22 protein-coding genes are annotated in these 23,801 nt (G+C 73.0%); 4 read left to right on the top strand and 18 right to left on the bottom strand.

Translation table 11 applies throughout. The features are described 5' to 3' along the window. Positions 1-172 precede the first annotated feature (172 nt). Entirely contained in the window at positions 173-556 is a 384-nt protein-coding gene (locus ABD652_RS10025) for a HesB/IscA family protein (RefSeq protein WP_153143805.1), read from the bottom strand. 231 nt (positions 557-787) lie between these two features. On the opposite strand from ABD652_RS10025, the gene ABD652_RS10020 reads away from it, so the two are divergent. Next, the gene (locus ABD652_RS10020) at positions 788-1,420 is read left to right on the top strand and encodes a DUF3043 domain-containing protein (protein ID WP_344720836.1); all 633 of its coding nucleotides are present in this window, start codon (positions 788-790) and stop codon (positions 1,418-1,420) included. On the opposite strand, the gene ABD652_RS10015 is transcribed toward ABD652_RS10020, so the two are convergent. Continuing rightward, positions 1,395-2,549 carry a quinone-dependent dihydroorotate dehydrogenase gene (locus ABD652_RS10015; RefSeq protein WP_344720833.1) on the bottom strand — a complete coding sequence of 385 codons (1,155 nt, stop codon included), beginning with the start codon at positions 2,547-2,549 and terminating at the stop codon, positions 1,395-1,397. The two genes, ABD652_RS10020 and ABD652_RS10015, sit on opposite strands and share 26 nt — an antisense overlap. A 92-nt stretch (positions 2,550-2,641) precedes the next feature. Between ABD652_RS10015 and ABD652_RS10010 the strand changes: the two genes are divergently transcribed. Next, positions 2,642-3,748, top strand: coding sequence for an alpha/beta hydrolase (locus tag ABD652_RS10010; protein WP_344720830.1), 1,107 nt, complete (start codon positions 2,642-2,644; stop codon positions 3,746-3,748). On the opposite strand, the gene ABD652_RS10005 is transcribed toward ABD652_RS10010, so the two are convergent. The 10 genes from ABD652_RS10005 to hrcA form a co-directional block, all read right to left on the bottom strand. Next, the gene (locus ABD652_RS10005) at positions 3,691-4,581 is read right to left on the bottom strand and encodes an isoprenyl transferase (RefSeq protein WP_425574573.1); all 891 of its coding nucleotides are present in this window, start codon (positions 4,579-4,581) and stop codon (positions 3,691-3,693) included. The genes ABD652_RS10010 and ABD652_RS10005 overlap by 58 nt on opposite strands. Before the next feature lie 105 nt (positions 4,582-4,686). Beyond that, a complete protein-coding gene (recO, locus tag ABD652_RS10000; protein ID WP_344720826.1) occupies positions 4,687-5,424 on the bottom strand; it encodes a DNA repair protein RecO in 738 nt (245 codons plus the stop codon). Between the two features lie 125 nt (positions 5,425-5,549). Then, on the bottom strand, positions 5,550-7,322 hold the full coding sequence (leuA, locus tag ABD652_RS09995; protein ID WP_344720824.1) for a 2-isopropylmalate synthase: 1,773 nt from the start codon (positions 7,320-7,322) through the stop codon (positions 5,550-5,552). Between the two features lie 298 nt (positions 7,323-7,620). Further along, positions 7,621-8,577 (bottom strand): GTPase Era, encoded by a 957-nt coding sequence (gene era / locus ABD652_RS09990; RefSeq protein ID WP_344721087.1) that lies wholly within the window; start codon positions 8,575-8,577, stop codon positions 7,621-7,623. A 26-nt stretch (positions 8,578-8,603) separates the two neighbouring features. Beyond that, positions 8,604-10,019, bottom strand: a complete 1,416-nt coding sequence (locus ABD652_RS09985; protein ID WP_344720822.1) for a hemolysin family protein — start codon at positions 10,017-10,019, stop codon at positions 8,604-8,606. Next, positions 10,016-10,450 carry an rRNA maturation RNase YbeY gene (gene ybeY / locus ABD652_RS09980; RefSeq protein ID WP_344721085.1) on the bottom strand — a complete coding sequence of 145 codons (435 nt, stop codon included), beginning with the start codon at positions 10,448-10,450 and terminating at the stop codon, positions 10,016-10,018. Before ybeY ends, ABD652_RS09985 begins: the two co-directional genes overlap by 4 nt. A gap of 77 nt (positions 10,451-10,527) precedes the next feature. Continuing rightward, entirely contained in the window at positions 10,528-11,607 is a 1,080-nt protein-coding gene (locus tag ABD652_RS09975) for a PhoH family protein (RefSeq protein WP_344720820.1), read from the bottom strand. A 10-nt stretch (positions 11,608-11,617) separates the two neighbouring features. After that, complete coding sequence (locus tag ABD652_RS09970; RefSeq protein WP_344720817.1) at positions 11,618-12,445, bottom strand: 16S rRNA (uracil(1498)-N(3))-methyltransferase; 828 nt, start codon at positions 12,443-12,445, stop codon at positions 11,618-11,620. Next, entirely contained in the window at positions 12,442-13,563 is a 1,122-nt protein-coding gene (dnaJ, locus tag ABD652_RS09965; RefSeq protein WP_344720815.1) for a molecular chaperone DnaJ, read from the bottom strand. The genes ABD652_RS09970 and dnaJ overlap by 4 nt, the downstream gene beginning before the upstream one ends. A gap of 3 nt (positions 13,564-13,566) precedes the next feature. Next, on the bottom strand, positions 13,567-14,583 hold the full coding sequence (hrcA, locus tag ABD652_RS09960; RefSeq protein WP_344720813.1) for a heat-inducible transcriptional repressor HrcA: 1,017 nt from the start codon (positions 14,581-14,583) through the stop codon (positions 13,567-13,569). A 236-nt stretch (positions 14,584-14,819) separates the two neighbouring features. On the opposite strand from hrcA, the gene ABD652_RS09955 reads away from it, so the two are divergent. After that, complete coding sequence (locus ABD652_RS09955; RefSeq protein ID WP_344720811.1) at positions 14,820-15,707, top strand: DUF3097 family protein; 888 nt, start codon at positions 14,820-14,822, stop codon at positions 15,705-15,707. A gap of 215 nt (positions 15,708-15,922) precedes the next feature. Then, complete coding sequence (locus ABD652_RS09950; RefSeq protein WP_211364985.1) at positions 15,923-16,342, top strand: DUF4870 domain-containing protein; 420 nt, start codon at positions 15,923-15,925, stop codon at positions 16,340-16,342. Positions 16,343-16,405: 63 nt separating this feature from the next. Here ABD652_RS09950 and hemW read toward each other — a convergent pair whose 3' ends face one another. The 6 genes from hemW to ABD652_RS09920 form a co-directional block, all read right to left on the bottom strand. Next, positions 16,406-17,677 (bottom strand): radical SAM family heme chaperone HemW, encoded by a 1,272-nt coding sequence (gene hemW, locus ABD652_RS09945; protein ID WP_344720808.1) that lies wholly within the window; start codon positions 17,675-17,677, stop codon positions 16,406-16,408. Between the two features lie 4 nt (positions 17,678-17,681). After that, positions 17,682-19,532 carry a translation elongation factor 4 gene (lepA, locus tag ABD652_RS09940; RefSeq protein WP_344720806.1) on the bottom strand — a complete coding sequence of 617 codons (1,851 nt, stop codon included), beginning with the start codon at positions 19,530-19,532 and terminating at the stop codon, positions 17,682-17,684. 185 nt (positions 19,533-19,717) lie between these two features. Beyond that, on the bottom strand, positions 19,718-19,978 hold the full coding sequence (gene rpsT / locus ABD652_RS09935) for a 30S ribosomal protein S20 (protein WP_153143821.1): 261 nt from the start codon (positions 19,976-19,978) through the stop codon (positions 19,718-19,720). Between the two features lie 248 nt (positions 19,979-20,226). Then, complete coding sequence (gene holA / locus ABD652_RS09930; RefSeq protein WP_344720803.1) at positions 20,227-21,240, bottom strand: DNA polymerase III subunit delta; 1,014 nt, start codon at positions 21,238-21,240, stop codon at positions 20,227-20,229. A gap of 186 nt (positions 21,241-21,426) precedes the next feature. Continuing rightward, a complete protein-coding gene (locus tag ABD652_RS09925) occupies positions 21,427-22,401 on the bottom strand; it encodes a MaoC/PaaZ C-terminal domain-containing protein (protein ID WP_344720801.1) in 975 nt (324 codons plus the stop codon). Between the two features lie 11 nt (positions 22,402-22,412). Continuing rightward, positions 22,413-23,798: a 3-oxoacyl-ACP reductase gene (locus ABD652_RS09920; RefSeq protein WP_344720799.1), complete on the bottom strand. Its 1,386-nt coding sequence runs from the start codon at positions 23,796-23,798 to the stop codon at positions 22,413-22,415. Positions 23,799-23,801: the final 3 nt, after the last annotated feature.

Raw genomic sequence — 23,801 nt, 5'->3', positions numbered from 1 at the left:
GCGCCGACGTCACCCGACCGCCGCGCCGCGGCGCGGCGGGACAGGGGCCGGACGCACTGAGGCTCCGCCCGTCCGGCGCGCCACCTCGGTGACGGCCGGTCGGACGGAGCCTCGGCAGCGTGCGGATGTGGGCAGGATCTCCCGCCCGCTCCCTCCGCAGATCAGCGGATGATCAGTGGAACGAATCGCCGCAGGCGCAGGAGCCTCCGGCGTTGGGGTTGTCGATCGTGAAGCCCTGCTTGGAGATCGAGTCCTCGAAGTCGATGGTCGCGCCCTCGAGGTAGGGGGTGCTCATCTTGTCGACGATGACCTCCACCCCCTGGAAGGAACGCAGCGCGTCGCCGTCGAGCACCCGCTCGTCGAAGTACAGCTGGTAGATCAGGCCCGAGCAGCCGCCGGGCTGCACGGCGACGCGCAGGCGCAGGTCCTGGCGGCCCTCCTGCTCCAGCAGCGAGCCGACCTTCTCGGCGGCCGCGTCGGTCAGCTCGACCTGGTGGACGGGGCGGCCCTCGACCGCGCCGGGGGTCTCTGCAACTTCCTGGGTGGGCGTGCTCATCGCGTGCACCTCTCTCGTGAGGAACGTCAGTGCTGGTCATGCCGATCGGCCCCGGCCCTCGCCGGAGCCCGGCGATCGGCGCAGCACTGGTCAGTGCTGGTCCGGACGATGCGGACGGACGGATCGACCGGGAGAGGCCGGACCGCCCGAGGCGTCGGACACCTCGCATGCCCGTCCTCTTCACCGTACCAACCCGACGGCGCTCCGGTTCATTCCCGCTACACTGGCGGGGTGTTCAGACGACAGAAGACGCAGACCGACCAGGATGCCCGGGACCGCGACGCCGACGCCGCCGGCCACGACGCCGCGGCGGCCGACGACGGCGCCGACGCGCCCCGGAAGCCCCAGCCCAAGGGCCGCCCGACCCCGAAGCGCCGCGACCAGGTGGCGGCGCGGAAGCAGCCGCTCGTCGCCGGCAGCCGCGCGGAGAAGAAGGCGTCCAAGCAGGCCCAGCGCGAGAAGATGCGCGAGCTGCGCGCCAAGCAGCGCGAGGCGATGGAGACCGGCGACGAGCGCTACCTGCCCGAGCGCGACCGCGGGGCCCAGCGCCGCTTCGTGCGCGACTGGGTCGACGCGCGCACCGGCATCGCCGAGTGGATGCTCGTCGTGGTGATCGTCTTCCTGTTCATCTCGCTGATCGTCGCCGAGCAGCTGCGCATGCTGATGTCCGGCGTGCTCTGGGCGATGGTGCTGGTGGTCCTCATCGAGGCCTTCTTCGTCGCCCGCGCCGCACGCCGCCGCGTGGCGGAGAAGTTCGGCGAGCCGGAGCGCGGCATCCGCTTCTACGCGATCATGCGCACGCTGCAGATCCGCCGGCTGCGCCTGCCGAAGCCGCAGGTCAAGCGCGGCGAGCACCCGAGCTGACCCGCCGAGCGGCCAGCCCGCGGTTGATCCTCCGGACCCACAGCGGCCCCTCGTAGATGAAGGCGCTGTAGCCCTGCACCAGATCGGCGCCCAGCTGCAGACGACGGTCGACGTCGGCGGCGTCGACCACGCCGCCGACGGAGATCACGGCGGCCTCCGCCGGCAGACGCCGACGCAGGCGGACCAGCACCTCCTCGGCGCGGGCGGCCAGCACCGGACCGCTCAGCCCGCCCGCGCCGGCGGCCTCCACCTGCGCGGCGGAGGTGCGCAGCCCGTCGCGGGAGATCGTGGTGTTGGTCGCGATCACGCCGTCGAGCCCCAGGTCCGCGACCAGATCCGCCACGGCGTCGACGTCGGCGTCGGCGAGGTCCGGGGCGATCTTCACCAGCAGCGGCGCCCGCGGCCCGCCCGCTTCCTCCGTCGCCGCGTCGGCGGCCTCGCGCACTGCCTGCAGCAGCGGACGCAGCGACTCGATGTCCTGCAGCTGCCGCAGACCCGGGGTGTTGGGCGAGGAGACGTTGACGACCAGGTAGTCCGCCCAGGGCGCGAGCTGGCGCGCGGAGAAGCGGTAGTCCTCCACCGCCTCCTCCAGCGGCGTGGCCTTGGTCTTGCCGATGTTCACTCCGATGACCGGCACATGGCGTCCGGCCGCGCGCAGCCGCTCGGCGCGCCGGTGCATCGCCTGCAGCCGGCTCCGCACCTCGACCGCGCCGTCGTTGTTGAAGCCCATGCGGTTGATCAGCGCGCGATCGGCGACCAGCCGCGCCAGCCGCGGTCGCGGGTTCCCCGGCTGGGCCCGGGCCGTGACCGTGCCGATCTCGATGTGGCCGAAGCCCAGCGCCGCCAGCGGGAGCACCGCCGCGGCCCCCTTGTCGAAGCCGGCGGCCAGGCCGAAGGGCGAGGGCCAGTCGCGGCCCAGCGCCCGGGTCCGCAGACTCGGCGCGGGCCGGGTGAGCCGCGCGACGGCGGCCGAGGCGCCGAGACGGTCCGCCAGCCGCAGCCCGGCGACCACCAGCCGGTGGGCGTCCTCGGGATCCATCCGGGACAGGACGGTGCGGAAGAGCCGCGAATAGACCGGAGCGGCGGAGCGGGCGTCCGCGCGGGAGGAGATGGGGCGCGCTGTCGGCATGGCTCCATCCTAAGCGTCCGCAGTCCCGGGGCCGTCGACACCGCCCCGCGTCGTCCGGCCTCCTCCGACGGGCGGCCCGATAGCATGCCGTCATGGACGTCTCCGCCGACGACCCCTGCCGCCGCGCCGCGGCCTCATCCCTCGACGACGCCCTGCTCGGCGACACCCCGCCGGGCGCGTGGGTCTCCGACGTGCTGGACGGCTGCTCCCGCCGGACGCTGCCGCTGGCCGACGACGGCGCCGGTCCGGCCGCGGCCACGCTGGTGCGGCTGGACGAGGAGCCGGGCCGCGCTCCGGGATCCCGGCACGACGCCGCGGCCGTGCCCGCCGCCCCGGTGCTGCACGTGCACGGCTGGTCGGACTACTTCTACAACCTGCCGCTGGCCCGTCGGCTCAGCGCGGCGGGACGACGCTTCTACGCCCTGGACCTGCGGCGCTACGGCCGCAGCCTGCGCCCCTGGCAGACCCCGGGCTACATCGACGATCTGGCCCGGTACGACGAGGAGCTCGACGCGGCGCTGACGATCATCGCCGAGGAGAACCCCGGGGCTCCGGCACCGGTGATCCACGCGCACTCCACCGGCGGGCTCGTCGTCGCGCTGTGGAGCCACCGGCATCCCGGCCGCGCCTCGGCCCTGGTGCTCAACAGCCCCTGGCTGGAGATGCCCGGCGACGCCCCGGCGCGCACCGCGGTCGAGGCGCTGGCGGCCCCGCTGACCCGCCTGGATCCCGACCGGCCGCTCTCGCTGCCCCGGCTGGACCACTATTGGCGCTCGCTCTCCGTCGAGGCGCGCGGCGAATGGCGGCTGCATCCGCGCTGGCGCCCGCGGAAGTCGTTCCCGATGGCGCCGGGGTGGATGCGCGCCGTCGTCGCCGGACACCGGGCGGTGGCCGCGGGCCTGGACATCACCGTGCCGGTGCTGGTGCTGCTCTCCGAGAAGACCCGCTACCAGCGACGCTGGAGCGAGGAGCTGACCACCTCCGACGCCGTGCTCGACGTCGAGGTGCTGGCCCGCCGCGCCGTCCGGCTCGGTCCGCAGGTCACCGTGACGCGGATCGAGGGGGCGCTGCACGACGTCTTCGCCTCGCGGGCGCCGGTGCGCCGGACGGCGCTGGACGCGATGCTGCGCTGGCTGAGCGCCTACGGCCCGGAGGCTCCGGCGCCCGCGGCGCCTCCGGAGGACGCCGACGTCCCCTGAGTCGGTTCCCCCTCCTCCGGCGAGGAGGCCCCGGGCACCTGATCCACGGCGCCGCCGTAGCGGCGGTCGCGGCGGGCGTAGATGTCCAGCGCACGCCACAGCGTGGTGCGGTCGACGTCCGGCCAGAGCACGTCGAGGAAGACCATCTCGGCGTAGGCCGACTGCCAGAGCAGGAAGTTGGAGATCCGCTGCTCGCCGGAGCTGCGCAGGAAGAGGTCGACGTCGGGCAGATCGGGCTCGTCGAGGTGCGCGGCCAGGGTGGACTCGCGGATCCGCTCGGGGTCCAGCCGGCCGTCGGCGGCCTTGCGGGCGATCTCCCGGGCCGCGTCGGTGATCTCGGCCCGGCCGCCGTAGTTGACGCACATCGTCAGCGTGCAGCGGTCGTTGTCCTTGGTCAGATCCTCGGCCGCCTCGAGCTCGCGGATCACCGACTTCCACAGCCGCGGGCGCCGGCCGTTCCAGCGCACGCGCACTCCCCAGGAGTGCAGCACCTGGGCCTGGTGCCGGATCACGTCCCGCGAATAGCCCATCAGGAAGCGGACCTCCTGCGGAGATCGCTTCCAGTTCTCGGTGGAGAAGCCGAAGACGCTGACATGCGACACGCCGGCCTCCACAGCGCCGGCGATCACCTCCATCAGCGCCTGCTCGCCGGCCCGGTGGCCCTCGGTCCGCGGCAGTCCGCGCTGGTTGGCCCAGCGGCCGTTGCCGTCCATGACGACGGCGACGTGGCCGGGGATCAGCTCGGCAGGGAGCCGCGGCGGCGTCGCGCCGTCGGCGTGCGGCCACGGGTCCGCATAGCTGCGGACGGTCGAGGAGGATGCCATGGCGACCATTATGGCGCGTGTCCGCGGCCGGCGGGCACAGCGACGCGTCAGCCCGGCGAGGCCCGAGCCCACGGAGGTCTTCAGATCAGCAAGGTCTTCAGCTCAGCGAGGTCTTCAGCCCAGCGAGACGAGCCGGCGCTCCAGATGGTGCTGCAGATGGGCGACGACGACCTCGCCGGCGTCGTGGCGGCTCGTCGCGTCGACGGCCCGGGTGCCCTCCCAGTCGCCGGCCTGCAGCGCCGCCAGCAGCTCGACGGCGGCGCGGGAGGTGCTCAGCGCCCCCGGGGCGCGGCAGTCGCCGCACAGCGGGCCGCCCCACGCCGGGTGGAAGCTCTCCTGCGGGCCGGGACGTCCGCAGGAGGCGCAGGCCTCCCAGGAGATTCCCCAGCCGGCCAGGCCCATCGCCCGCAGCAGATGGGAGTGCAGCACCAGGTCCGGCGGATGCACCGAGCGGGCCAGCGCCGAGAGGGCTCCGTGGAGCAGGGCGAACTGCGCGGCGGTGCCGTCGGCGTCGGCGTCGGTGAGTCGCTCGGCCGCCTCGGCCATGATGGCCGCCGCCCGGTACTTGTCGTAGTCGGCGACGATCTGCGAGCCGTAGGTCCCGCGCGAGACGGCCTGGGTGATCAGGTCCAGGCTCCGGCCGTGGACCAGCTGCACGTCGGCGACCATGAAGGGCTCGAGGGTGGCGCCGAACTTCGACGACGTCCGCCGCACGCCCTTGGCGACGGCGCGCACCAGCCCGTTGCCGCGGGTGAGCAGGGTGATGATGCGGTCCGCCTCGCCGAGCTGCTGGGTGCGCAGCACGACGGCGGCGTCCCGATAGCTGCGCGAGGCGAAGGTCGATCCGGACACCGCCCCAGTCTACTCCCGTCTTCAGCCGCGTCCGCCCGAGTCCCCCGCCCCGCTCCCCGTCTCCGGAGGCCGCGCCGGCCGCAGCGCGGCCTCCGGGGACGACGGGGCAGGCGGGGCGGAAGGGCTCAGACGGCGGAGTCCTCCGGGTGCTCGATGCTGCGGACGGCGCGGTTGACCGCCGAGACCACGGCCTTCAGCGAGGCGGTGGTGGTGTTGTGGTCGATGCCCACGCCCCAGAGCACCCGCTCGCCGATGGCGCATTCGACGAAGGCCGCCGCCTGGGCGTCGCCGCCCTGACTCATCGCGTGCTCGCTGTAGTCCAGCACGCGGACGTCGACCCCGTCGCGGGCCAGGATCTCCAGCAGCGAGGCCACCGGGCCGTTGCCCTCGGCATGCTCCGTCGTCCGGGACCCGCCGGCCTCGAGCTCGACCTCCATGGAGAAGCCGCCGTCGGCGGTGGAGGCCGTCTGCACCTGGCCCAGCCGGTAGTAGCCCCACTGGTGCGAGGCGCTGTCCACCGGCAGGTACTCGTCGCGGAAGATCTGCCAGATCTCGTCGCCGGAGACCTCGCCGCCGCCGTCGTCGGCGCGATGCTGGACCACGGCGGAGAACTCCACCTGCGCCCGGCGGGGCAGGTCGATGCCGTGGTCGCTGTTGAGCAGGTAGGCCACGCCGCCCTTGCCCGACTGCGAGTTGACCCGGATGACGGCCTCGTAGCTGCGCCCGATGTCCTTCGGATCGATCGGCAGATACGGCACCGCCCAGGTGGTGTCGGCGACGGCGACGCCCTGCTCGGCCGCACGGCGCTCGAGGTGGTCGAAGCCCTTCTTGATGGCGTCCTGGTGGGAGCCGGAGAAGGCGGTGAAGACGAGATCGCCGGCGTAGGGCGACCGCTCCTCCACCGGCATCTGGTTGCAGTGCTCGGCGATCCGCCGGATGCGGGCCATGTCGCGGAAGTCGATCTGCGGGTCCACGCCCTGGCTGAACAGGTTCATCCCGAGGGTGATCAGGTCGACGTTGCCGGTGCGCTCTCCGTTGCCGAAGAGGCAGCCCTCGATGCGGTCTGCGCCGGCCATGTAGCCCAGCTCGGCGGCGGCGACGCCGGTGCCGCGGTCGTTGTGCGGATGCAGCGAGAGGATGATCGACTCCCGGTTGCGCAGGTTCCGGTGCATCCACTCGATGGAGTCCGCGTAGACGTCGGGCGTGGCCATCTCCACCGTCGCCGGCAGGTTGACGATGACCTTCTGCTCCGGGGTGCCGCCCAGGATGTCGACCACCTCGTCGGAGATGCGGGCGGCGAAGTCCAGCTCGGTGCCGGTGAAGGACTCCGGCGAGTACTGGTAGACGATCTCGGTGTCGACGGCGGAGCCGGCCAGCATCTGCTCCTGATGCTTCAGGCAGAGCCGGGCCCCCTGGGCGGCGATGTCGGCGATGCCGTCCTGGTCGAGGCCGAAGACGACCTCGCGCTGCAGCACCGAGGTGGAGTTGTACAGATGCACGATCGCCCGCGGCGCGCCCTGCAGCGCGGCGAAGGTGCGCTCGATGAGGTGCTCGCGGGCCTGGGTGAGCACCTGGATGTAGACGTCGTCGGGGATCTTGTCGCCCTCGATGAGCTGGCGGACGAAGTCGAAGTCGGTCTGCGAGGCCGCCGGGAAGCCGACCTCGATCTCCTTGTAGCCCATCTCGACCAGCAGGTCGAACATCCGGTGCTTGCGCTCCGCGGACATCGGGTCGATGAGCGCCTGGTTGCCGTCGCGCAGGTCGACGGCGCACCAGCGCGGGGCCTGGGTGATGGTCCGGCCCGGCCAGGTGCGGTCGGGCAGCTCGACGGTGATCTGCTCCGCGAAGGGCAGGTACCGGTGGAACGGCATGGGAGAGGGTTTCTGGAGCTGGCGCACGGGATCACGTCCTCGGGTCGTCGGGTGCGGGTCGTCGGACTGAGCCGGGGCGCGCCGCCTCACCGGCGGCGCGGGGACTCCGCAACGGGGACCGGCCTCAGGATGCCGCGACGACCGCCGGAAGCGGTGCGCGCGACAGCTCTTCCCCGCTGCGGCGGAGAAGCTCTAGTCGAGGCATCGGAACGCTGAAGTGCTGCACGGCACACAACGTAGCATGCCCTCGACGGCGGCGGCATCTGCCGGCCGACGGGTCCAGAGTGTGGACCGCGGGCGACGGACGGCCGACCCCTCGGATCGTTCAGAAGCCCAGCTTGCCGAGCTTCTTCGCGTCGCGCTGCCAATCCTTGGTGACTTTGACATGCAGGTCCAGGTAGACCGGGGTGCCCAGCAGCTTCGCGATGGATTCGCGGGCCTCGGTGCCGATCGCCTGCAGCCGGCGCCCGCCGCGGCCGATGATGATCGCCTTCTGCGAGTCGCGCTCGACGTGGATGCTGGCGTGGACGTCGACCAGCGGCCGGTCCTCCGGCCGGCCCTCGCGCGGGGCCATCTCGTCGACGACGACGGCGATGGAGTGCGGCAGCTCGTCGCGCACGTCCTCCAGCGCCGCCTCGCGGACGAGCTCGGCGACCATGATCGCCTCGGGCTCGTCGGTCAGATCGCCCTCCGGGTACAGCGGCGGCGAGAGCGGCAGCCGGCCGACCAGCTCGTCGGCGACCACCTCGACCTGGTCGTCGGCCGTCGCGGAGACCGGGATGATCGCGTCGAAGCCGTCGTCCTGGCGGCCGCGCCCGGCCAGCCGCTCGCGGCCCAGCGCCTCGACGGCCATCAGCTGCTCGGCCAGCGCATCGCGGGCCACCCGGTCGGTCTTGGTGACCAGGGCCACCACCGGCTGGTGCGGCACCTTGGTCAGCTGCTCGGCGATGAACCGGTCGCCGGGGCCGATCGCCTCGTCCGCCGGCAGGCAGAAGCCGATGACGTCGACTTCGGAGAGCGTCTCGATCACCAGATCGTTGAGCCGCTGGCCGAGCAGCGTCCGCGGGCGGTGCAGCCCCGGGGTGTCGACCAGCACCAGCTGGGAGTCCTCGCGATGGACGATCCCGCGGACGGTGTGGCGAGTCGTCTGCGGCTTCGACGAGGTGATCGCGACCTTCTCGCCGACCAGCGCGTTGGTCAGCGTGGACTTGCCGGCGTTCGGCCGCCCGACGAAGCTGGCGAAGCCGGCACGATGGTTCTCGTCGTGCTCGGCGAAGCGCACGGTCCGGGGATCGCTCTGGGGATCGCTCACTGGTGCTCCTGCTGCTCGTCGGTGCGGGGCTCGTCGGTGCTGCGGCCGTCGGCGTCGGCATCGGACGGACGCTCCATGGTCTCACGCTTCTCTCCGGAGGGGGCCGGGACGGCGAGCACATGGCTGATGCGGTTCCGCCGGCCGGAGAGTCCGTCGGCGCGCACCAGCACGCCGCGGATCTCGGCCTCGGAGCCGACGATCGGCACCTGCCCCAGCGCCTTGGCGAGCAGACCGCCGACAGTGTCGACGTCCTCCTCGTCGTCGAGGTCGATCCCGTGGAGCGCGGCGAAGTCGTCGACGCTCATCCGGGCCGAGAGCCGGCGCCGCCCGTCGCCGAGCTCCTCGACGTCGGCGGTCTCGACGTCGTACTCGTCGACGATGTCGCCGACGATCTCCTCGATGAGATCCTCCAGCGTCACCAGCCCGGCGGTGCCGCCGTACTCGTCGGCGACCACGGCTACATGCGTGGACTCGCGCTGCAGCTCGGGCAGCAGCGCCGAGACGCGCTGGGACTCGGGCACGAAGCGCGCCTCGCGCTGGACCTCGGCGGCGACGATGCCCGCGGGGTCCCGCTCGGCGAAGGCCGCCGGCGGCTCCCCGGCGTGCAGCCGGTGCTCCAGGAAGGCGACGTCCTTCAGGTAGATCATGCCGGTCACCGCATCCGCCGAGCCCTCGATGACGGGCGCCCGGGAGCAGCCGGAGCGCAGGAAGATCGACATCACCTCCCCCAGCGTCGCCGTCGCGGAGACCGAGACCATGTCGGGGCGCGGGACCATCACCGCGCGCACCCGGGTCTCCGAGAGGTCGAAGACCGACTGGATCAGCTCGGCCTCGGCGTCCTCGATGACGTCGCCCTCCGAGGCGCGCACCACGGCGTCGCGCAGCTCCTCGTCGTCGAAGAAACCCTGGTCCGGGCCGCCGGTGCCGGGCACCAGCCGCGTGCCCCCGGCGATGAGCAGCCGCGGGACGGGGCCCAGCACCGTGCGCAGCCCGCGCACCAGCCGCGCGGTGTGCGCGGCGACCAGCAGGTGGTGCTGTCGGCCCACCCGGCGCGGCGAGAGCGTGGCGAGCCCGATCCCGCCCAGCACCACCAGGCCGGCCGCGGCGAGGCCTCCGGCCAGCAGTCCGCCGGTGAGCCGCACGGCCGCCAGAGTCACCAGCAGCACGGCGACCGCCGCCCCGAGCCAGCGCCAGAGCTGCAGCGCGACAGTGTGCGCGACCGGGTCGTCCAGGATGCGGGCCACCGCGCTCGAGCCGTGCTTCTGCGCGGCCTCCTCGGCCTCGCGGCGGCTCAGCCGCATGAACGCGGACTCCGCCGTGGACAGCACGACGGCGGCCAGCGCGCAGAGCGCGGCGAGCACCAGCAGCACCATCGGCAGCATCGGCCCGTCGCCCAGGGATCCGTCGCTCATGCGTCCGTTCCGGTGGTCGGCGTCGGGGCCGGGCGACCGAGGAAGCCGCTCAGCAGCTCGGTCTGCAGGGCGAACATCCGCCGCCGCTCCTCCTCCTCGGCGTGGTCGTGGCCGAGCAGATGCAGCATCCCGTGCACGGCCAGCAGAGCGAGCTCGTCGTCGGTGCCGTGGCCGGCCTCGGCGGCCTGGCGCGCGGCGACCTCGGGGCTGATCACCACGTCGCCGAGCGTCCCGGCGACGACGGGCTCCTCCGCCGTGCCGGCGCGCAGCTCGTCCATCGGGAAGCTCATCACGTCGGTGGTGCCGGGCAGATCCAGCCAGTCCTCGTGCAGGGCGGCCATCTGCTCGTCGTCGATCAGCGTGATCACGACCTCGACGGCGGCGCCCAGGTGGAGGCGCCCCTGCACGTGGGCGGCGAGCCGGCGGAGCATCTCCGGGGACCCGGCCGCGACGCGGTCGGAGCCGGAGACGTCCTCGACGACGACGCCGGAGGTCTCGGCGGCGTCGGTCATCGCGACTCCCCCGCCCCGGCGGAGCGGCGTCCCTCGGAGCGGCGCTGCTGCCGGTCCTGATGCGCCTCGTAGGCGTCGACGATGCGCCCGACCAGCTGGTGGCGGACGACGTCGTCGGAGGTCAGCCGGGTGATCGTCACATCCTCGACGTCGGCGAGGATGTCCAGCACCGTGCGCAGCCCGGAGTCGGTGCCTCCGGGCAGGTCGACCTGGGTGATGTCGCCGGTGACCACGATCTTGGAGTTGAAGCCCAGCCGGGTCAGGAACATCTTCATCTGCTCGGCGGTGGTGTTCTGCGCCTCGTCGAGGATGATGAACGAATCGTTGAGCGTGCGGCCGCGCATATAGGCCAGCGGAGCGACCTCGATGATCCCCGACTCCATCAGATGCGGGATCGACTCGGCGTCGAGCATGTCGTGCAGCGCGTCGTAGAGCGGGCGCAGGTACGGATCGATCTTGTCGTTGAGGCTCCCCGGGAGGAATCCCAGCCGCTCGCCGGCCTCGACGGCCGGGCGGGTCAGGATGATCCGGTTGATCTCCCCGGCCTGCAGGGCCCGGACGGCCTTGGCCATGGCCAGATAGGTCTTGCCGGTGCCGGCCGGTCCGATGCCGAAGACCACGGTGGAGGTGTCGATGTCCTCCACGTAGGCCTGCTGGTTGGCGGTCTTGGGGCGGATGGTCCGGCCGCGGTGGGAGAGCACGTCGGTGCTGACCATCCGCGCGGAGTCGGCGGCCTGGTCGGCCCGGACCATGGTGGCCACCCGCTCGATGAGCTCCTCGGTGGCCGTCGTCCCGGAGACCGCCAGCGTCTTGAGCTGGGTCAGGATCTCGACGATCTGCTCGACCTCGCGCGCCGGACCGGCGGCGGTCAGCCGCTGGTCGCGCACGCCGATCGAACTGGCCGGGCTGATGCCCTGCAGGATGCGCACCGCCAGGTCCTGCGGGCCCAGCGCGCGGAACATGATGTCGGGGTCGGCGAAGTGCACAGTGCGCTCGATGCTGCCCACCGGGGCCGAGGCGGCCCCCTTGGCCAGCCCGGAGGTCGCCTCGGGCGGAGTCTGCGGTGTCTCTGTCATCGCCGCCAGTCTACTGGCCGTCGGCGCCGGGGCGGTCCCAGCGTCCCAGCAGCACCTGCACCGCCGTCAGCGCGGCCGGCCCGGCGGTCGACGAGCGCAGCACCGTCGGGCCCAGGCGCGCCGGTCCGGCACCGGCCTCGGCCAGCCGGGAGATCTCGGCCTCGGAGATGCCGCCCTCCGGCCCCACGAGCAGCAGCAGCGTCTGCGGCGTCGTGCCGTCCGCGCCCGCCGTGCCCCCGGCGGCGCCGGCCGGCGGCATCCCGAGGGAGGCCAGCGCCTCGGCGAGCGTGTGCTCCTCGGTCTCGTGGAGCACCACGGCGGCGAGGTCCGCCGAGGACGCGATGCGCTCGGCGAGCTGGGCGGTGGAGTGCAGCGACTCGACCTCCGGGATCGCGGTCCGGCGGGTCTGCTTGGCCGCCGTGCGCACGGTGGAGACCCACTCAGCATGCTTCTTCGCCTCACGGCCGGGCTTCCAGCGGGCCACCGAACGCTCGGCGCTCCACGGCACGATCCGCTCGACGCCGAGCTCGGTGGCCGACTCGATCGCCTGCACGTCGCGCCGGTCCTTGGCCAGCGCCTGGACCAGCACCAGCTGCGGGGCCGGACGCGGCTCGACGTCGACGCGGCGGACCTCCACCGTCAGCTCGCCCGAGCCGGTCGCGGCCACCACGCCCGCGGCCCGGCGGTCGCGGGTGTCCGAGAGGACGATCTCCTCCCCCGGAGCCAGCCGCATCACGGTGGCCGCGTGGTGGCCCTCGGCGCCGTCGACCAGCACCCGGGCCCCGGCCTCGACGGCGTCCAGCGCCCCCGGGGCCAGGTGGAACAGCGGAGCGGTCACAGACTGTCCCAGGCCTCGCGGAGCTTGGTGAAGACGCCGCGGTGCTCGGTGGTGGACTCGCCGGCCTCCTCGTCGCGCTCCTCGGCGAGCTCGCGGAGCAGCTCCTTCTGCCGCTCGCTGAGCTTCTGCGGGGTCTCGACCTTCAGGTGGACCTTCAGCGCCCCGCGTCCGCCGCCGCGCAGGTGCTGCACGCCGCGGTCGCGGAGGGTGAAGACCTCGCCGGACTGCGTGCCCGGCTTCACCTCGATCTGCTCCTCGCCGTCGAAGGTGTCCAGGCTGACCGTGGTGCCCAGCGCCGCGGCGGTCATCGGCACGGTGACCGTGGCGTGCAGGTCGTTGCCGCGGCGGGTGAAGACCTCGTGCGCGCGCACGTCGACCTCGATGTAGAGGTCGCCGGAGGGGCCCCCGGCCAGACCGGCCTCGCCCTCGCCGGCCAGGTGGATCCGGTTGCCCTTGTCCACGCCGGCGGGGATCTTGACCTTCAGCGTGCGCCGCTCGCGCACCCGGCCCTGGCCGTCGCACTCCTGGCAGGGGTCCTCGATGATCGAGCCGAAGCCGGAGCAGCGGGCGCAGGTCTCGGTCTGCAGCACAGTGCCCAGGATCGAGCGCATCGGCCGCTGGATCTGGCCGTGGCCGCCGCAGTCGGAGCAGGTGGTCGGCGTCGAGCCCTCGCGCGTGCAGGTGCCGTCGCAGACCGAGCAGGTCACCGCCGTCTCGACCTCGACTTCCTTGGTCGTGCCGAAGGCCGCGTCCTGCAGGTCGATGCGCACGCGGATCAGCGAGTCCTGGCCGCGCCGGGTGCGCGAGGCCGGGCCGCCTCCCCCGCCGCCGAAGAAGGTCTCGAAGATGTCGCCGAAGCCGCCGAAGCCGCCGAAGCCTCCCCCGCCGAAGGACGGGCCGCCGCGGCCGTTCTCGTCGCCGGTGGCGTCGTAGTTCCGCCGCCTCTCCTCGTCGGAGAGCACCTCGTAGGCGCGGCCGAGGACCTTGAACTTCTCCGCGGCCTCCTCCGAGGGGTTCACGTCCGGATGCAGCTTGCGGGCCTGCTTCCGGTACGCCTTCTTGATCTCCTCCGTCGACGCGTCGCGGTCGACGCCGAGCGCCTCGTAGTAGTCAGTCACTGTTCACCCTTCAGACAGGATTCGGGAAAGATAGCGTGCCATCGCGCGCACCGCCGACATCGTCGAGCCGTAGTCCATGCGCGTGGGTCCGACGACGCCCAGCTGGGCGCCGTCGTCGGCGCCGTACTCCGCGGCGACCACCGCAGTTCCGGCGAGCGAGTCGTGGCTGGTCTCGTGGCCGATGCGCACCGAGAGACCGCGCTCGTCCTGCTTCATCTCCTCCAGCAGGCGCAGCAGCACCACCTGCTCCTCGAGGGCCTCCAGGACCGGTCCGAGCGAGGGCCCGAGGTCCTGGTCGGACCTGGCGAGGTTAGCAGTGCCCGCCATGATGATGCGATCCACCCGTCCGGACTCCAGGATCGCGGCCACTGTCTGCGCGACCACCGCCATGGCCGGCTGCAGCACCGGCTCCACCGAGCCGATGAGCCGGTCCACCGGCAGCGGCAGCGCCGTCGCCGACCGGTTGTGCAGCTGCGCGACGAGCCGACGTCCGATGACGTGCAGCGACTCCTCCTCGAGGCCCTCGGCCAGCGTGACCATCCGCTGCTCGACCTTGCCGGAGGAGAGGATCACCACGACCAGCACCTTCTGCCGGCCCATGGAGAGCACCTCGACATGGCGGATCCGCGCGGTGCTGTGCTGCGGATGCTGCAGCACCGCGACCTGATTGGTCAGCATCGCCAGCAGGCGCACCGTCTGCTCCAGCATGGCCTCGTAGTCGTCGGCGGCCTCGACCAGGGCGTCCATCGCCCGCTGCTCGGCGGGACTGAGCGGCCGGATCTCGGAGATCCGGTCGACGAAGAGCCGATAGCCCCGATCGGTGGGGATGCGGCCGGCGGAGGTGTGCGGGGCCTCGATGAGCCCGTCGGCCTCCAGATGCGCCATGTCGTTGCGGATCGTCGCCGGCGAGACCTCCAGATTGTGCCGGTCCACCAGGGCCTTGGAGCCGACGGGCTCGTGGCTGTGGACATAGTCCTCCACGATGGCGCGCAGCACCTGCAGTCGTCGCGTGTCCGACATCGCTGCTCGGTCCTCCTCGTGGACGGGGCTGGCTGGTCCGGGATGCCCCGGCGGGCCGGGGCGCGGCCGTGGCGGTCTCGGGCACGCTCCGGGCACGGGCGGGGCGCGCCGCGGGCGCCCGACGGCTGGCACTCTCCGCGGGCAGGTGCTGATTCTATCGTCTCGTCCCGGCTGTTCGCCTCCCCGCAGCGCGCCTCCTCCCTGGGCGAACGCGGCCTTGCTAAGGTCTGCAGACTGTGACACCCGCTGGATTCTCCGCCGACTGGTCCGCCTGGGGCCCCACGGACCTCGCCGCCCGCCGCCGCGCCCAGCAGCGCGAGATCGACGACGTGCCGGCGGACCCGGGCACTGTGGTCGAGGAGGCCGAGAGCGGCTGGGTCGGCGCCGTCGTCGGCGTCGAGGCCGCCGGCGGCGTGCAGGCGGTGAGTCTCGAGGACCGGCGCGGCCGCACCCGGGCCTTCCCGCTGGGCCACGGCTTCCTGGTCGACGGCGAGCCGGTGCGGCTGGTCGCCCCGGCGCCGCGGACGAGCGCCCCGGCCGCCCCGCGGCGGACCGCCTCGGGCTCAGTGGCCGTCGACGGCGCCGCCGCCCGCGTCGCCCGCGCCTCGCGCATCTGGGTCGAGGGCACGCACGACGCCGAGCTGGTCGAGAAGGTCTGGGGCGAGGACCTCCGCCTGGAGGGCGTCGTCGTCGAGCCGCTGCACGGCGCCGACGACCTGGTCGGCGCACTGCGCGAGTTCTCCCCCGGCCCCGGTCGCCGCGTGGGCGTGCTGCTGGACCACCTGGTCTCCGGATCGAAGGAGTCGCGGATCGCCGCCGAGGCCATGGCGCTCTCCGGCGCCCGCGACAACGTGCTGGTCCTCGGCCATCCGTACGTCGATGTCTGGCAGGCGGTGAAGCCGCAGCTGCTCGGGCTGGACCGCTGGCCGGACATCCCGCGCGACGTCGACATCAAGATCGGCACGCTGCGCGCGCTGGGCTGGCCGCACGCCTCCCAGCGCGACGTCGCCCACGGCTGGAAGCGCATCCTCGGCACTGTGGGCAGCTACGCCGATCTGGAGCCCGCGCTGCTCGGCCGGGTGGAGGAGCTCATCGACTTCGTCACCGCCGAGCCGCAGGGCTGATGGGCCCGTCCTGCGACTTCCTGAGACCGCCTGAGACGGCCTGAGACCGCCCGACCGGGCCGACACGCCTCGACGCGGCGCCGCGGATGTCGGCGCGCATCCAGGCGCGGCGGCTAGAATGCGCGCCAGGGCACTGTTCGCCGACCGTCTCCGCGGCGGCGACGCGCCCGCGACAGACCGCCGACCCGAGTGCACGTGAAGAGAGCTGAGGTGCCGTGTCACAGCCCGACAGTTCCGCCGAGCGTCCCGAGCGCTCCCGCGCCTCCGAGCATCTGCAGGGCTCCTCGCCGGCCGCCCTGCCGCTGACCCCCGCCGAGGACCGGCGCTGGGCCACGCTCGCGCACTTCGGCGGGCTGATGGGCTGCCTGCCGTCGCTGGTGATCTATCTGGTCTTCCGCGACCGCGGGCCGTTCGTGGCCCAGGAGTCGAAGGAGGCGCTGAACTTCACGCTGCCGCTGACCGTGCTGCTGCTGGCCGCCTACATGCTGGCGCTGCTGCCGCTGATCGGCTGGATCTTCGGACTGGCGGCGGTGCTGCTCTGGGTCGTGATGACGCTGGCCGGGCTCATCGCCGGCATCGAGTGCAACAAGGGCCGTCCGTACCGCTATCGGTTGAACCTGCGCCTGGTGCACTGATCCGCCGCGGCGGCCGGAGCGCTCGGACCTGCGGGGCGCGCCGTCGGCGACGAGCCGCCGCGATCAGTCCGCGAGCCGGCGGGTGACCGCGTCGGCCAGCAGCCGGCCCTGCAGGGTGAGCACCAGTCGGCCGACGGGATGCTCCGCATCCGGCACCAGCGGCTCCTCCTCCACCAGCCCCTCGGCGACGAGCCGGGAGGTGGTCTCGGCGGTGATCGGCTCCGCGGCCTCCAGCGCGGCGTGCGCGGCGAGATCCAGCCCGTCGGCGATGCGCAGCCGCAGCATCAGATGCTCCAGGGCGACCGCCTCCGCGTCGAGCACTTCACGGCCGTGGCCCGGGCTGATGCCGGCGGCCAGCCGCTGCGCGTAGGCCGCGGGATGCTTCACGTTCCACCAGCGCAGGCCGGCCAGATGCGAATGCGCTCCGGGGCCGGCGCCCCACCAGTCGGTGTCCTGCCAATAGTGCAGATTGTGCCGCGACCGCATCCCCGGCCCGCGGGAGAAGTTCGACACCTCGTACCAGGAGTAGCCCGCCTCGGCGAGGATCCGGTCGGCCAGCAGATACTTGTCGGCGTGGTCGTCGCCGTCGACGTCGGCCAGCCGCCCGCGCCGGATCTGCGCGGCCATGGCGGTGCCCTCCTCGATGATCAGCGAGTACGCCGAGAGGTGATCGGGATCCATCGCCACGGCGTCGCGCAGGCTCGTCTCCCAGTCGGCCAGGCTCTCGCCGGGAGTGCCGTAGATGAGGTCCAGGCTGACCTCCATGCCGGCGCCGCGGACCGCCGCGACCGCGCGCGAGACGTTGGCCGGGTCATGGGTGCGGTCCAGCGTGGCCAGCACATGCGGCACCGCCGACTGCATCCCGATGCTGACCCGGGTGAAGCCGGCCGCGGCCAGCGTGGCCGCCGCGGCGTCGTCGAGCGTGTCCGGATTCGCCTCCGTGGTGACCTCCGCGCCCTCGACGAAGCCGAAGAGCTCCCGGGCGCGGGTCAGGATGCGGGCGAGCTCCTCGGCGGGCAGCAGCGTCGGCGTGCCGCCGCCGAAGAACACCGTCGACAGCCGGCGGGCGGGCGCCGCGGCGGCGTCGAGGACGCCGGCGGCGAACTCCAGCTCGGCGATCAGCGTGTCCGGGTAGCTCTCCCGCGAGGCGCCCTCGCCGAGATCCGCGGCGGTGTAGGTGTTGAAGTCGCAGTACCCGCAGCGGACCGAGCAGAACGGGATGTGGACGTAGAGCCCCAGCGGCCGGTCGGCGCGGGCGGGCAGCGCCGCGCGGACGGCGGGCGGCGGGGATCCGTCGCTCGGGACGGGGTCGCCGGGCGGCAGGGCGGCCGGCACCGGGTCAGTCCTTGCCCTCGCCGTCCTCGTCGGAGGACAGCGCGGCGATGAAGGCCTCCTGCGGGACGTCGACGGTGCCGACGGTCTTCATCCGCTTCTTGCCCTCCTTCTGCTTCTCCAGCAGCTTGCGCTTGCGCGAGATGTCGCCGCCGTAGCATTTCGAGAGCACGTCCTTGCGGATCGCACGGATGGTCTCGCGGGCGATGATGCGCGAGCCGACGGCGGCCTGCACCGGCACCTCGAACTGCTGGCGCGGGATCAGGTCCTTGAGTCGCTTGGCCATCTTCACGCCGTAGGAGTAGGCGTGGTCGCGGTGGGTGATCGCCGAGAACGCGTCGACCTTGTCGCCCTGCAGCAGGATGTCGACCTTGACCAGGTCGGCCGCCTGGTCGCCGGTCCCCTGCCAGTTGAGCGAGGCATAGCCCTTGGTGCGCGACTTCAGCTGGTCGAAGAAGTCGAAGACGATCTCGGCCAGCGGCAGCGTGTAGCGCAGCTCGACCCGCTCCTCGGAGAGGTAGTCCATCCCCTGCATGGTGCCGCGCCTCGACTGGCAGAGCTCCATGACCGGACCGACGTACTCGGCGGGGACGATGACGGTGGCGTCCACGATGGGCTCGCGGATCTCGGTCGGCTTGCCGTCGGGGAACTCGCTGGGGTTGGTGACCTCGTGGAGCTCCCCGTCCTCGGTGGTGACGTGGTAGATCACGTTCGGCGCGGTGGAGATCAGGTCCAGGTCGTACTCGGCCTCGAGACGCTGCCGGGTGATCTCCAGGTGCAGCAGGCCGAGGAAGCCGACGCGGAACCCGAAGCCCAGCGCCGCCGAGGTCTCCGGCTCGAAGCTCAGCGCGGCATCGTTGAGCTGCAGCTTCTCCAGCGCCTCGCGCAGCACCGGGAACTCGGAGCCGTCGATCGGGAACAGCCCGGAGAAGACCATCGGCCGCGGCTCCTGGTACCCGCCGATCCGCTCTGCGGCCGGGCGGTCCCGGGCGGTGACGGTGTCGCCGACCTTGGACTGGCGGACGTCCTTCACCCCGGTGATCAGGTAGCCGACTTCGCCGACGCCGAGCCCTTCGGTGGCCTGCGGCTCCGGCTGCGAGACGCCGATCTCCAGCAGCGAGTGGGTCGCGTCGGTGGACATCATCCGGATCTGCTCACGCCGGGACAGATGGCCGTCGACGACGCGGACGAAGGTCACCACGCCGCGGTAGGTGTCGTAGACGGAGTCGAAGATCATCGCCCGGGCCGGCGCGTCGGCGTCGCCGGTGGGCGCCGGGACCTCGACGACCAGCCGGTCCAGCAGCTCCTCGACGCCCGCGCCGGTCTTGCCGGAGACGCGCAGCACGTCGTCGGGGTCGCCGCCGATCAGATGCGCGATCTCCTCGGCGTACTTGTCCGGCTCCGCCGCGGGCAGGTCGATCTTGTTGAGCACCGGGATGATCACCAGGTCGTGCTCCATGGCCAGATAGAGGTTGGCCAGCGTCTGCGCCTCGATGCCCTGGGCGGCGTCGACGAGCAGCACCGCGCCCTCGCAGGCGTCCAGCGAGCGGGAGACCTCGTAGGAGAAGTCCACGTGCCCGGGCGTGTCGATCATGTGGAAGGCGAAGCTCTCGCCCTCGAACTCCCAGGGCATCCGCACCGCCTGGGACTTGATCGTGATGCCGCGCTCCCGCTCGATGTCCATCCGATCCAGGTACTGGTCCTTCATCTCCCGCGGCTGGACGACGCCGGTGAGCTGGAGCATGCGGTCGGCCAGCGTGGACTTGCCGTGGTCGATGTGCGCGATGATGCAGAAGTTCCGGATGAGGCTCGGATCCGTCGCAGCGGGCACCTGCGGGGTGCGGGCCTTCGGTGACACGTGTCGGACATCCTTCTCTGGGCGTCGGGGCGGGCGGACGGATCCATTCTTCCATGGATCCGCGCGCGGGTATGCCGAAGGCCCCGGCGCAACGAGCTGCGCGGGGGCCTTCGGGTGGCCCGCCGTCGTGCGGCGGGCGGAGGTTCGCATCGCGCCGCGGCGGGTCCGCGGTCAGTGCGGACCGATCAGAGGGAGTTCACCTTCGCGGCCAGGCCGGCCTTGCGGTTGGCGGCCTGGTTCTTGTGGATGACGCGCTTGGAGGCGGCCTTGTCCAGCTTGCGGGCCGCGACGCGCTGCGCGGCGAGCGCCGTGTCCTTGTCGCCGGCGGAGACGGCCTTCCGGACCTTCTTGATCGAGGTCTTCAGGTCCGACTTGACGGCCTGGTTGCGCTGGCGAGCCTTCTCGTTGGTGAGGACGCGCTTCTTCTGAGACTTGATGTTAGCCACGTGATGTCTTCCTGTCTGGGGTTCACTGCGTACGTGAGGGCTGCATCCCTGCGTGGCGGCAGAAGACAGACTGAGTGGCGTGGGGGGCCATGGCGATCACGCGGCTCGTCAGGCAGAGGGACCTCGAACCGCGCAGAGGGATCTCTGCCGCAGGGGGTGCCGACCCGTGACGGGCCGTGAGCACTGCGTCGCCATGTTACCAGAGACCGAGCGCTCGGACCCGGCGGGCGGCGGGGAGGCGCTCCGAGTCAGCGCCCCACGCCGGCGGCGACGACGGCCAGCGCATGTTCGACGGCATACTCCGGAGTGCGCGAGGCCCCCTTCGCCTCGGCGTCGGCCCGGGCGACCGCCTCCACGGCCGCTCCGGCCCGTGCGGACTGCCAGCGGCGCGCGGTGTCCTGCGCCTGGCGCAGCTGCCAGGGCGCGGCGCCCAGTGTGGAGGCCAGCGCGTCGGGGCTGCCGCGATGGTCGACCAGCGCGGCGATCTGCCGTCCCTTGCGGGCCAGCGCGGCGGTGACCGCGATGGGCGAGACGCCGGTGGAGATGGCGTGGCGGTAGAGGCGCACCGCGTCGGCGCCGCGTCCCTCGAAGGCGGCGTCGGCGACTTTGAAGGCCGTGGCCTCGACGCGCCCGCCGTGGTACCGGTCGACGTGCTCCTCGGTGACCTCGCCGTCGATGTCCCGGATGAGCTGCCGGCACGCCCCGCCGAGGTCGGAGAGCGACGAGCCGGCCGCGGCGACCAGCGCGCGGGCGGCGTCGGGCTGGATCTCCCGGCCGGCGGCGCGGAACTCGCGGCGCAGGAAGTCCAGCTTGTCGGCGTCGGTCTTCGCCGCCGAGCAGTCGACGACGACGGCGCGTTTCGCCAGCACGTCCAGCAGCTTCTTGCCCCGGTTGCCGCCGGTGTGGCGAAAGACCAGCGTGACGTCGTCGGCGACCTCGTCGAGGTAGGACAGCGCCTCCTGCAGGAAGGCGTCCGAGGTCTGGGCCAGGTCCTCGGCGAGGATGAGCCGGGCCTCGCCGAACAGCGAGGGCGAGGCCAGCGTGGCCAGCGCGCCGGAGGCCGCGGAGCTGACGTCCAGCCGGGTGTACTCCAGATCCGGGTGCTGGACGCGCAGCTGCTCCTTGACGCGGTCCGTCGCCCGGGTCGCCGCGTAGTCCTCGGGCCCCTTGAGCAGCATCAGCGGCGCCGGCTCGACGGTGCGGAAGTCGACGCCGGCCGAGCCGGAGGTTCGGCGGGAGGACCCGCGCTGCGCTGCTGCCATGCTCCCCATCCTACGAGGAACCTCCCGCGCCGGTCCTGCCGCCCTCCCCCGCGGCGATGACTCGGCGGAAACTGTGGGAATGCGTCGGCGTTCCCACAGTTTCCGCCGAGTCATCGCTCCGGCACACGGCACACGGCACACCGCACACCGCACACGGCACTCGCCGCAGGCCGCGGGGCGCGGGCGTCAGTCGTGCTCGGGCAGCTGCAGCTCGCCGTGGAAGTGTCGACGACGGCGGCGCGCGTCCCAGCCGGTGATCCGCGTCCGCCCGGCGCCCAGATCCTCGACGGCGACGGCGACCTGCGCCGGCAGCCGGATCGGCGCCTCGAAGGTGATGCGCCAGCGGTGCCCGGCCTCCTGCGGCTCGCGCCCCTCGAGCATCTTCGCGGCGGCGTGCATCCCGTGGGCGATGGCGCTCGGCATGCCCAGCGCCTTCGCGGTGAGCGCCGAGAGATGGATCGGGTTGCAGTCCCCCGAGACGGCCGCCCAGGAGCGCCCGGCGTCGGCGCCGAACCTCCACGACGCCGTCCGCGACGGCAGGGCGACGGCGTCGCCGGCCCGCCGGCCCGATTCCTCGGACGATCCGGCCGCCGGCTCGTCCGGCAGCCGCAGCCCGCGGGCGAGGTAGGTCGAGGTCCCGGTCCAGAGCACGTCCTGCTCCGCCGGGGCTGCGGGATCGGCCTGCTCCCGCAGCACCTCGGTGACGATGTCGACCTGCACGCCCCGTCGGTGCTCGCGCAGATTCTCCGCCCGTGCACGGATCTGCAGCGGCTGCTCGACGCCGATCGGCCGCCGGTGCTCGACGGCGTTGGACAGGTGGACCAGTCCCATCAGCGGCAGCGGGAACCGGCGGTCGGCCATCAGCGCCACCTGCACCGGGAAGCCCAGCACGTGGACCAGCACCGAGGGCAGCGACCAGCGGTGCACGCCGTCGAAGGCCTCACCGCCGACGAGCCGCCGGTAGGCCTCCGCCGTCGCCGTGGTCGCCCCGGCGGAGCGAGCCGCGAGCGCCTGGCCGGGCAGTGCGCCCACTTCGCCGGAGCCGCGCACCGCCCGGCCGGCGGCCTCGGCGGCGGCGCGGGCGTAGAGGCCGGCCAGCGACGGCATCTCGATCCGCCGGAGGTCGGCGACGGCGGGCGTCGGGGAGAACGTCTCGGACATCGGGGACCTCCTCAGGCGCCGATCAGGTTCTGGCCGCAGACGCGCAGCGTCATCCCGCTGGTGCCGCCGGCGGCCGGCGAGGCCAGGAAGGCCACCGTCTCGGCGACGTCCTCGGGCAGCCCGCCCTGGCTGAGCGAATTCAGCCGACGGGCGACCTCGCGGGCGATCGTCGGCATCTTCGCGGTCATCTCGGTCTCGATGAAGCCCGGGGCCACCGCGTTGATCGTGCCGTGCCGGGACTCGAGCTCGGGCGCCGAGGCCGCGACCATGCCCATCACGCCGGCCTTCGAGGCCGCATAGTTGGTCTGCCCCCGATTGCCCGCGATCCCCGAGGTCGAGGCCAGCGAGACGATCCGCGGCGCGTGCGAGAACAGCTCGGAGGCCAGCAGGCGACGATTGATGCGCAGTTGGGCCTCGAGGTTCACCGCGATCACCGAGCTCCACCGCGAGGCGTCCATGTGGGCCAGCAGCTTGTCCCGGGTGATGCCGGCGTTGTGGATCACGACGTCGAGCCGGCCGTGCCGCTGCTCGGCGTGCTCGAGGATCCGGTCGCCGGCGTCCTCGGCGGTGATGTCCAGCTGCAGCGCCGTGCCGCCGACCTCGTTCGCCACGGACGCCAGAGCCTCGCCGGCGGCCGGGACGTCGACGGCGATCACCTGTGCGCCGTCGCGGCGCAGGGTGCGGGCGATGGCCGCCCCGATCCCCCGGGCCGCGCCGGTGACGACGGCGACCTGGCCGGCCAGCGGGCGGTCCCAGTCCTCGGGCAGCGTGCCGTTGACGCTGTCCACGGAGAGGAACTGCCCGGAGACGAAGGCCGAGCGCCCGGAGAGCAGGAAGCGCAGCACTCCGGCCACGCCCGGCGCCGCCGCGTCCAGCGACTCCTGCAGCACCACGCCGTTGGCCGTGGCTCCGGCGCGCATCTCGCGGCCGAGCGAGCGGGTCAGTCCTTCGACGGCGCGGCGGGCCGCGCGCACCGAGGGGTCGCGCGCCTCCTGGGGATCGCGCAGCACGGTGATCACCCGGCCCGACGGAGCGATCTGCCGCTGCACGCCGGCCAGGCGCAGCACCGTCTCCTGCAGGTCCCCCGGCGCCGAGACGGCGTCGAAGCAGGCCACGACGCCGGACAGCCGCTCCTCGCCGCCGATGTGCCGGCGCACGTCCAGCCCCCAGCGCAGCAGCAGCTGGGCGATGTCCTCGGCGACGGAGGTCTCGCCGAGCACCAGCACCGGGCCGTCGGCGAGCGCCGCTCCCGGCGTGTGCCGGCGCAGCGGCGCCGGACGCGGCAGGCCCAGCGCGCGGCCGATGCGCCGGCCGAGCTCCGTGTTGACCAGGGCGGTGTAGGCGTCGGTCGGCCGTGGCTGCGCCGCCGGCCGAGACTGCGGGCTCCGCTGGGTCATCGT

The sequence above is a fragment of the Nesterenkonia halobia genome, from assembly GCF_039536005.1.
GTDB lineage: Bacteria > Actinomycetota > Actinomycetes > Actinomycetales > Micrococcaceae > Nesterenkonia > Nesterenkonia halobia.
Note: the sequence above shows the minus strand (reverse complement) of the source record. Positions and strands in the feature narration are given on the sequence as shown.

Coding starts and splice junctions, on each gene's coding strand:
- ABD652_RS10025 (WP_153143805.1), bottom strand. CDS start 556: ATGAGCACGCCCACCCAGGAAGTTGCAGAGACCCCCGGCGCGGTCGAG.
- ABD652_RS10010 (WP_344720830.1), top strand. CDS start 2,642: ATGGACGTCTCCGCCGACGACCCCTGCCGCCGCGCCGCGGCCTCATCC.
- ABD652_RS10005 (WP_425574573.1), bottom strand. CDS start 4,581: ATGGTCGCCATGGCATCCTCCTCGACCGTCCGCAGCTATGCGGACCCG.
- ABD652_RS10015 (WP_344720833.1), bottom strand. CDS start 2,549: ATGCCGACAGCGCGCCCCATCTCCTCCCGCGCGGACGCCCGCTCCGCC.
- ABD652_RS09975 (WP_344720820.1), bottom strand. CDS start 11,607: ATGACAGAGACACCGCAGACTCCGCCCGAGGCGACCTCCGGGCTGGCC.
- ABD652_RS09920 (WP_344720799.1), bottom strand. CDS start 23,798: ATGACCCAGCGGAGCCCGCAGTCTCGGCCGGCGGCGCAGCCACGGCCG.
- hrcA (WP_344720813.1), bottom strand. CDS start 14,583: ATGTCGGACACGCGACGACTGCAGGTGCTGCGCGCCATCGTGGAGGAC.
- ABD652_RS09985 (WP_344720822.1), bottom strand. CDS start 10,019: ATGAGCGACGGATCCCTGGGCGACGGGCCGATGCTGCCGATGGTGCTG.
- ybeY (WP_344721085.1), bottom strand. CDS start 10,450: ATGCTCCGCCGGCTCGCCGCCCACGTGCAGGGGCGCCTCCACCTGGGC.
- holA (WP_344720803.1), bottom strand. CDS start 21,240: ATGGCAGCAGCGCAGCGCGGGTCCTCCCGCCGAACCTCCGGCTCGGCC.
- ABD652_RS09925 (WP_344720801.1), bottom strand. CDS start 22,401: ATGTCCGAGACGTTCTCCCCGACGCCCGCCGTCGCCGACCTCCGGCGG.